A 7,140-nucleotide genomic window follows, 5' to 3' on the forward strand; every position below is an offset into this window, starting at 1 on the left:
CTCATGCCCCAACGCGTGGAATTTTGTGGCTATCGTAGGCAATCGCGATGTTCTTCGTCTCCATGTAGAAGTCGAAGGAATAGTCTCCACCATCGCGGCCAATGCCCGACTGCTTCACGCCGCCGAACGGCGTCGGTAGATGACGCACGTTCTCCGAATTGACCCAAATCATGCCGGCGTCGAGATCGCGAGCGACGCGGTGCGCCCGGCCCACGTCGCGCGTCCAAATGTAGCCGGTGAGCCCGTAGCGCACATCGTTGGCGATCTTGGTCGCCTCAAATTCGTCTGCAAACGGGATCATGGTGAGGACCGGCCCAAATATCTCCTCCTGCGCGATCCGCATGTCGTTGGCCGCATTCGTAAACAGCGTCGGCTCCACATAGTTACCCGCTCCCCCGCAAGCGCGACCGCCGCCGACCGCGACCGTAGCTCCAGCATCTCGAGCTAAATCCGGATAGCTCAAGACCTTCTCGGCATGACGCGGGTGAATCAGCGGGCCGATCTCGGTCGCCGGATCGAGTGGATGCCCAACCTTGATTGCCGCGACACGATCGGCGGCCTTCGCAGCGAATTCGGCGTAAATCGACTTCTGTACAAGCGCCCGCGACGAGGACGTGCAACGCTCCCCGTTTAGCGAATAGATCATGAAGAGCACTGCATCGAGCGCACGCTCCAGATCGGCATCATCGAATACGATGACTGGGTTCTTTCCGCCGAGCTCGAAGTGGACGCGCTTCAATGTCGCTGCGCCTTGCCGCATGATGTGCGAGCCCGTTGTGGTTTCGCCGACGAAGGCAACGGCCTTGATGGCGTCGTGCTCGGTAAGCGCCTTCCCTGCGCTCTCCCCTAGTCCGTGAACGAGGTTTACGACGCCAGCCGGACCGCCATGCGCGCGAATGACCGTGTCCATGATCTCGGTAAGTATCACCGCCGAGAGCGGACTCCACTCGGCCGGCTTGTGAACGACAGTACAGCCCGCGGCGAGCGCTGGCGCGATCTTCCAGGTCGACAGCATGAACGGGGTGTTCCAGGGCGTAATGACCCCCACCGGTCCGATCGGCTGACGCATGGTATAATTGAGATGGTCGCCGTCCGGCAGCGACAACCCGTCGGCAGCACCAGGGGCGCGGTCCGCATAGAAGCGGAAATTTTCAGCGCCTCGCAGCGCCGCCTTCGCCATATAACGGATCGGCTGTCCGGTATCCGATGATTCGACCAAAGCGATCTCGTCGGAACGAGCCTCGACGGCATCGGCAATGGCATGGAGGATCGCCCGGCGCTTCGTGCCCGAGATGTCCCGCCAGATTCGGAAAGCATCGGCTGCTGCCTGTGCAGCCTTGGCGACATCCGCCGCGTGACCGGATGCAACCGTGCATTGTTTCGCGTTCGTGGTCGGGTCGAGCGTGTCGAAGGTATCTCCGGAGACTGACAACGTGGGTTCGCCATTGATGAAATGCGGCACGGTCGCTCGCGCGAACCCGTCGAGGAACGCTTCCGCTCTCTTCTGATTAGCCGCAAGCGTCTTGGGCTCGCCCATCATGCTTCTCCCGGTGGATGACGTGTATTGACTAGGCCGATTGTTTCGGGGGCAGCTAGAGCGCCAGACAAATCGCCTTGGTTTCGAGATAATTCTCGACAGCAACGGCTCCGTGTTCGCGACCGAGACCGGATTGCTTGTAGCCGCCGAACGGCATATTCGGGTCGACCACGTTATGCGTGTTGATCCACACCGTGCCCGCCTTGACGGCATCCGCAAACGTGAAGCAGCGATCGATATCGCGCGACCAGACCGAGGCAGAGAGCCCGTATTCCGTATCGTTCGCCTGAGCGACGGCGTCTGCCATGTCGGTGAATGGAAGGAGAGTAACCACCGGTCCGAAAATTTCCTCGCGCACCAGCGTGTTTGTCTTCTTGGCGCCGACAATGACGGTCGGCTTGACGAAGTAGCCAGCATCACCGGCTGAAGCTCCGCCTGCTGCAATTGTGGCGCCCTCAGTTATGCCTCGTTCAATCAGCGAAAGAACACGCGATTGCTGCTTGGCCGAAACAAGCGGATTGATCTGGTTGGCGGGATCGAAACCAGAGCCGATCTTCAGACTGTTGGCGACGCCAACAAAGGTCTCAACCAACTTGTCGAAGATCGATTTCTGGATGTAGACGCGCGAACCGCACGTGCAAACCTGACCTTGATTGAAGTAGACGCCGAGATTGGCGGCGAGCCCGAACAACTCGGGATTCATGTCATCGAACATCACCATCGGTGATTTCCCGCCGAGCTCAAGCGAGAAGCGCGTCATATTGTCAATTGCGGCATGTCCGATGAGCTTGCCGACCTCGGTCGAGCCGGTGAAGGCGACCTTGTCAATCCCCGGGTGGGAGCACAACGCTCCACCGGCCTCGTGACCATAGCCAGTCACGACATTGACGACACCCTCGGGAAAACCGACCTCCCGGATCAGTTGCCCAAGCCTCAGCGCCGTCAGCGGTGTCTCCTCTGCCGGTTTGAGGACGACAGTGCACCCGGCAGCCAGCGCCGGCGCAATCTTCCAGACCGCCATCAGTAGCGGGAAGTTCCAGGGAACGATGACGCCGACGACGCCAACGGGCTCTTTCCGCGTCATCGCGCGATAGCGGGTGCCGGGCGGAATTGGAATCGAAACCTCGAGTGTTTGACCGTAGATCTTGGTCGCCCACCCCGCCATGTAGCGCAGGTGTTCGGCGGAAGCCCCTACCTCGAGGGCCTGCGCAATCCCGATCGATTGACCGTTGTTGGCCGTTTCCACTTCTGCAAGCAGTTGGCCATCGGCCTCAACCGCATCCGCCAACTTTAGCAGAAGTCGTTCGCGATCGGCAGGACGATGGTTCGACCACGGTCCTTCGAGAGCAGAGCGGGCTGCGGCCACCGCCGCATCGATCTCCGCTTTGCCTCCGGCGGGCACGGCCGCGATGACTGCCCCGGACGCCGGATCATGCACGGGAATTTCTGAGCCACTGGGAGTTCCGATGTCCTGCCCGCCGATCAGGAGGTTGTGCTTGCTCGAGAGGAAGGCCTTTGTGGCCTCGCTTACGGGTAGAGCTGCGATTCCGGTTTGGATTGTCATGCTCACTCCTTGATCATGCCCGGCGACGATCGGCTGGGCTCGGCCGGATGAATGAACGGCCAAGGGCTTATTTCGGAGCCTTTTTCAATCGGCACTTCGATGAGCGCCGGCGAGTTGAGATCGAGGGCTTTTCCGAGCGCACGCTTCAGGGCATCCGGGGATGCAGCACGATAGGCAGGCATGCCGAAGGATTCAGCGAGCTTGACGAAATCCGGGTTAGTCAAGTCAGACCCGATGAAGCGGCCCTGATAGGACTGCCGCTGATCGCGCACAACGTTGCCGTATGATGAGTTGTTGAAGACGATGGCAACGACGTTGATGCGGTGGTGGACCGCGGTAGCCATCTCCTGGAGTCCGAACAGAAACCCGCCGTCCCCGGAGACGGAAACGACGGCTTTGTCCGGATGCGCGACCTTGACACCGAGCGCGCTGTTATAACCGAAGCCAAGATTGTCCTGATATCCGCATGTAACGTACTGTCGAGGTCCGTAGACGGGAAAGCCAAATCGCGCCGTGAAGCCCATCTGGCTCACTTCCTCGACGAAAAAGCCGTCGCGAGGCAGTACGGCGCGAATAGCCTCGAGATAGCCCATCTGCGGCTGCACCTCCGAAAAGGCGCGCTGCGCTTTTGCCTTGATCTCGAGGAATTCGCCGTGGCGCGACCCAGATGATGCTCCGCTGATCGCGGCAGTCAAAGCCTTGGTCCCCGCTGCTGCATCCGCCACAATGGCAACATCTGGCTTCAGACGGACCATCTCGGTCGGATCGATGTCGATGCGGATGACCTTGATCCCCGGCGGAAGCCATCGCCAGCGCATGTATTGCAGCTCAAGGCGACTGCCGATGCCGATCAGGAGGTCGACGCGCTTCCAGTGCTCGAAGGCTGCGACAGAATTGAACGCCAGAGGGTCATCATCAGGCAGGATCCCCTTGCCCGAGCGGTGCGCCGTGACGGGCGCCTGAAGGCGCGCAGCCAGTTCGGCAACTTCGGCGCCTGCATCCACAGCGCCGCCGCCAACCATGATGATCGGATTCCTGGCCTTTGCGATGAGTGCCGCGGCTGCGGCGATTGCATCAGGATCGATGGCCGGCGGAGGATTGGGAACGCCGACCGCGAGTGCGCCCACCGGTCCTTTCGTTCCGAAAACGTCCCACGGTGCCTCGACGGCAACCGGTCCGGGACGCCCCGACAGCATGCGCGTAAACAGATTCGCCATGGTGTCGGAGACGCCGCTTGGATGGGTGATGCGCTCTGCGCCCTTGATGAAGCTCCGCAATGTAGCAAGCTGATCGGGCAGCTCATGTAGCTGGCCGCGCCCCTGCCCGATCAAGTGCGACATGATGTTACCGGTGACGCAGAGAACGGGAGCATTTGCGCCGTAGGCCGTGCAAAGTGCGGCGCCGGAGTTAAGCACTCCCGGGCCGGGCACGACCGAGTAGACCCCAGGCTTCGCGGTCGACTTGGCATAGCCGTAGGCCATATACCCGGCGCCTTGCTCGTGCCTGGTATGGATGAAGCGCAGCTCGACACGGCGGCTATAGAGAGCGTCGTTGAAGTCATACATGTGCGCGCCGGGGATACCGAAAACCGTATCGACGCCGTGCGCGACCAGGGAACGAGCGATCTTTTCGCCGGTGGTTTCGTGCTCAACCATTTCCGATGCTCGTCCGTGTACGGAATGCACGAGTTGTGGGCCTGCAAGGCGGCCAAAAGCATCCCGCCGGTGATCGGCCAAAGAGCGAGAGCGGCATAGGCGCCGTACGAGGATCGAGCACAGTTCCCTCCGAATGTCACGGCGGTAGCTTCACATCCGGTGAGCTCCGCTCTTCATCATTGTGACTGAGAGCCACCACGACCGCTGTCGTGAATTGGCGCGGCAAGTCTTGCGCGGGAGAGCGCTCCAGGACAAACGATGGATTCTTTTCAATTGATCAGGAATGCTTAATAATGGGGCATGTCCCTCACCCGCACCACGATCCGGCAGTTCGAAGCGTTCGTTGCTGTCGCTGATACTCTCAGTTTCTCGGCCGCTGGCGACCGACTGGGCCTGTCATCGTCGGCCGTCAGCCAGCTCGTAAGTGAGCTCGAGGCCATTACGGGGTTCCGCGTGTTCGACCGCAGCACCAGACGCGTTGCTCTATCGAGCGCCGGGCGCGAATTCCTAGGCATTGCCCAGACTGTCCTTCGGCACGTACAACTCGCCGAGACTGCTGCAGCAGACGTTCGCAACCGCGCCGCAGGCGTTGTCCGGATTGGCGCCCCATTGATCCTGGCGAGCGCCGTATTGCCGGCGGTCGTGCGCGAATTCAGGCGAGAGCGTCCGAATGTTGCCATTCATATTCGAGACGTACCCGTCGATCTGACCGTGGACCGGGTCGCCGCGGGAGACGTCGACCTGGCGGTGGGGCCGGACCGCCCCGCCGATCCAGCCGTCATCCGTGAGGCGATCTTTCGCAGCCCATGGGTGCTGTGGTTTGCGTCGGAACACCCCTTGGCGGCCAGGAAGGTGCTGAGCTGGGACGACCTTCGCAACGTCGCCCTCGTCGCCGCGAGCCGAGATCACGAGGTCAGCGTCGCTCAGATGCGGAGCTCCGCTTCGAACACAAGTCCGATCGCTCCACCGCAGATTGTCGATAACATCACCACGGCCCTCGGCATAGCGGCGCAAGGGCTCGCCGCCACGCCTGCTCCGGCCTATGTCGGAGTCGTGGCTCGGCCACTGGGGCTCACGATGCGCCGCATCACAAAACCCGAGACCGTGCGCGAGGTGTGTCTCTATCGGCCTTCACGGCGTTCGATTCCGCCGGCGGCCGAAGCTTTCGCCGAGTTTGTGATTCAATGGATCCGCGCCTGGAATTTGGCTCCAAGAAGGGGCGACTGAGTTCGCTCGGAGACGTTGAATAGTCGGCCGCGACGCTCATGCAAAGCCCGGCTCTCGGCTATCGGTATCAAGAATGGCCGTTCGAGAAACGTCGACGCTTGACGTGGAGCCGACAACAAGATGCGCAGTCAGGCAGCGGCTGCACGCTTCACTCCCTTGATCTCGCGAGCCGGCGGCACTCCAAACAGACGCGCGTATTCGCGAGTAAATTGCTACTGGATGTCTTGCGGACGGTCGACATCCGTCTGTCAAGGATCAGATTACTCGCCAGTAACCCCATTACTCAGGGGTAACCACGGTCCACCACTCAGCGCCAATCGCGCTCAGGACGAGAACGCAGCTTGAGCTGTGTCAACGCGAACTGCGAGCTTGGTGCGATGAACGAGCGAACAAGGAGACCGACCATGCTCTTATCGCTCGACGACTTCCGTATCAAACCTGAGAACTTCGATCTGACGAAGATGGAAAACATCATTCGGATCGCTTGCGGGCTGTTTTACCTGCCGCACGCCGCCGGGAAATTCATCGCCTTCGGCGTTCTCAATCCGCCAATCGTGAAGTTCTTCGCAGCTGCAGGCCTGTCACCTCCGGAGGTTTGGGTCTACATCGCTGCCGCCGCTGAACTGTCTGTTGCCGTTGCACTGACACTCGGCATTTGCACTCGTTTCGCGGCGCTCGGCTCCGCCGCGCTGATGGCGATTGCAGTCTACTCGCTTCAGGTCGTGAAGGGTTTCGGCTGGACTTGGAATACCGGCGGCTACGAGTATCCGGTGTTCTGGGGAATTTGCTCGCTCGCCGTGGCGTTGCACACTTGGCAAGCTTGGTTCGCAGCGCGCAAGACCGCCGCGCATCCGGTTACGCGGCTCGTCGCCGCGGAGTGAGATAGGCCCCCTCGAATGCGGGCTGCATTGCCTGCATGGCGTGAAGATGGATGGCCGCAGCCGGTCCATCATTCGGGCACTCAGCCTCGCCCGTATCCGACCTTCTGAAACAGGTAATCGCGGGATTCTGCAGTCAGACGCTTGGCCTGGGCCACGAGGGGAACGCCAAACTTGACCGGCTTGGCCGCAACGAAGACGGCCCCGAGGCAACCGGCGTCTGCCGCACCGACGATGCGTCAACAGGGTTTTGGAGCGGAAAATAGGCGAGACTGTCTG

The 7,140-nt window shown here is 61.0% G+C and carries 5 protein-coding genes; 2 read left to right on the forward strand and 3 right to left on the reverse strand.

Annotation, left to right across the window (positions count from 1 at the left end; all coding sequences use genetic code 11):
- Position 1: 1 nt before the first annotated feature.
- Genes hpaE through BRAS3843_RS31720 form a run of 3 tightly spaced genes read right to left on the reverse strand, consistent with a single transcriptional unit; the run spans position 2 to position 4,756 of the window.
- Positions 2–1,537, reverse strand: a complete 1,536-nt coding sequence (hpaE, locus tag BRAS3843_RS31710; RefSeq protein WP_008973293.1) for a 5-carboxymethyl-2-hydroxymuconate semialdehyde dehydrogenase — start codon at positions 1,535–1,537, stop codon at positions 2–4.
- 55 nt (positions 1,538–1,592) lie between these two features.
- Complete coding sequence (locus BRAS3843_RS31715) at positions 1,593–3,101, reverse strand: aldehyde dehydrogenase family protein (RefSeq protein ID WP_008973294.1); 1,509 nt, start codon at positions 3,099–3,101, stop codon at positions 1,593–1,595.
- 2 nt (positions 3,102–3,103) lie between these two features.
- The gene (locus BRAS3843_RS31720) at positions 3,104–4,756 is read right to left on the reverse strand and encodes a thiamine pyrophosphate-dependent enzyme (RefSeq protein WP_008973295.1); all 1,653 of its coding nucleotides are present in this window, start codon (positions 4,754–4,756) and stop codon (positions 3,104–3,106) included.
- Positions 4,757–5,056: 300 nt separating this feature from the next.
- Between BRAS3843_RS31720 and BRAS3843_RS31725 the strand changes: the two genes are divergently transcribed.
- Positions 5,057–5,983, forward strand: coding sequence for a LysR family transcriptional regulator (locus BRAS3843_RS31725; protein ID WP_008973296.1), 927 nt, complete (start codon positions 5,057–5,059; stop codon positions 5,981–5,983).
- 404 nt (positions 5,984–6,387) lie between these two features.
- Complete coding sequence (locus BRAS3843_RS31730; RefSeq protein ID WP_008973297.1) at positions 6,388–6,864, forward strand: DoxX family protein; 477 nt, start codon at positions 6,388–6,390, stop codon at positions 6,862–6,864.
- The last annotated feature ends 276 nt before the right edge of the window (positions 6,865–7,140 follow it).

Origin of the sequence: Bradyrhizobium sp. STM 3843, from assembly GCF_000239815.1 — a bacterium.
Classification (GTDB): domain Bacteria; phylum Pseudomonadota; class Alphaproteobacteria; order Rhizobiales; family Xanthobacteraceae; genus Bradyrhizobium.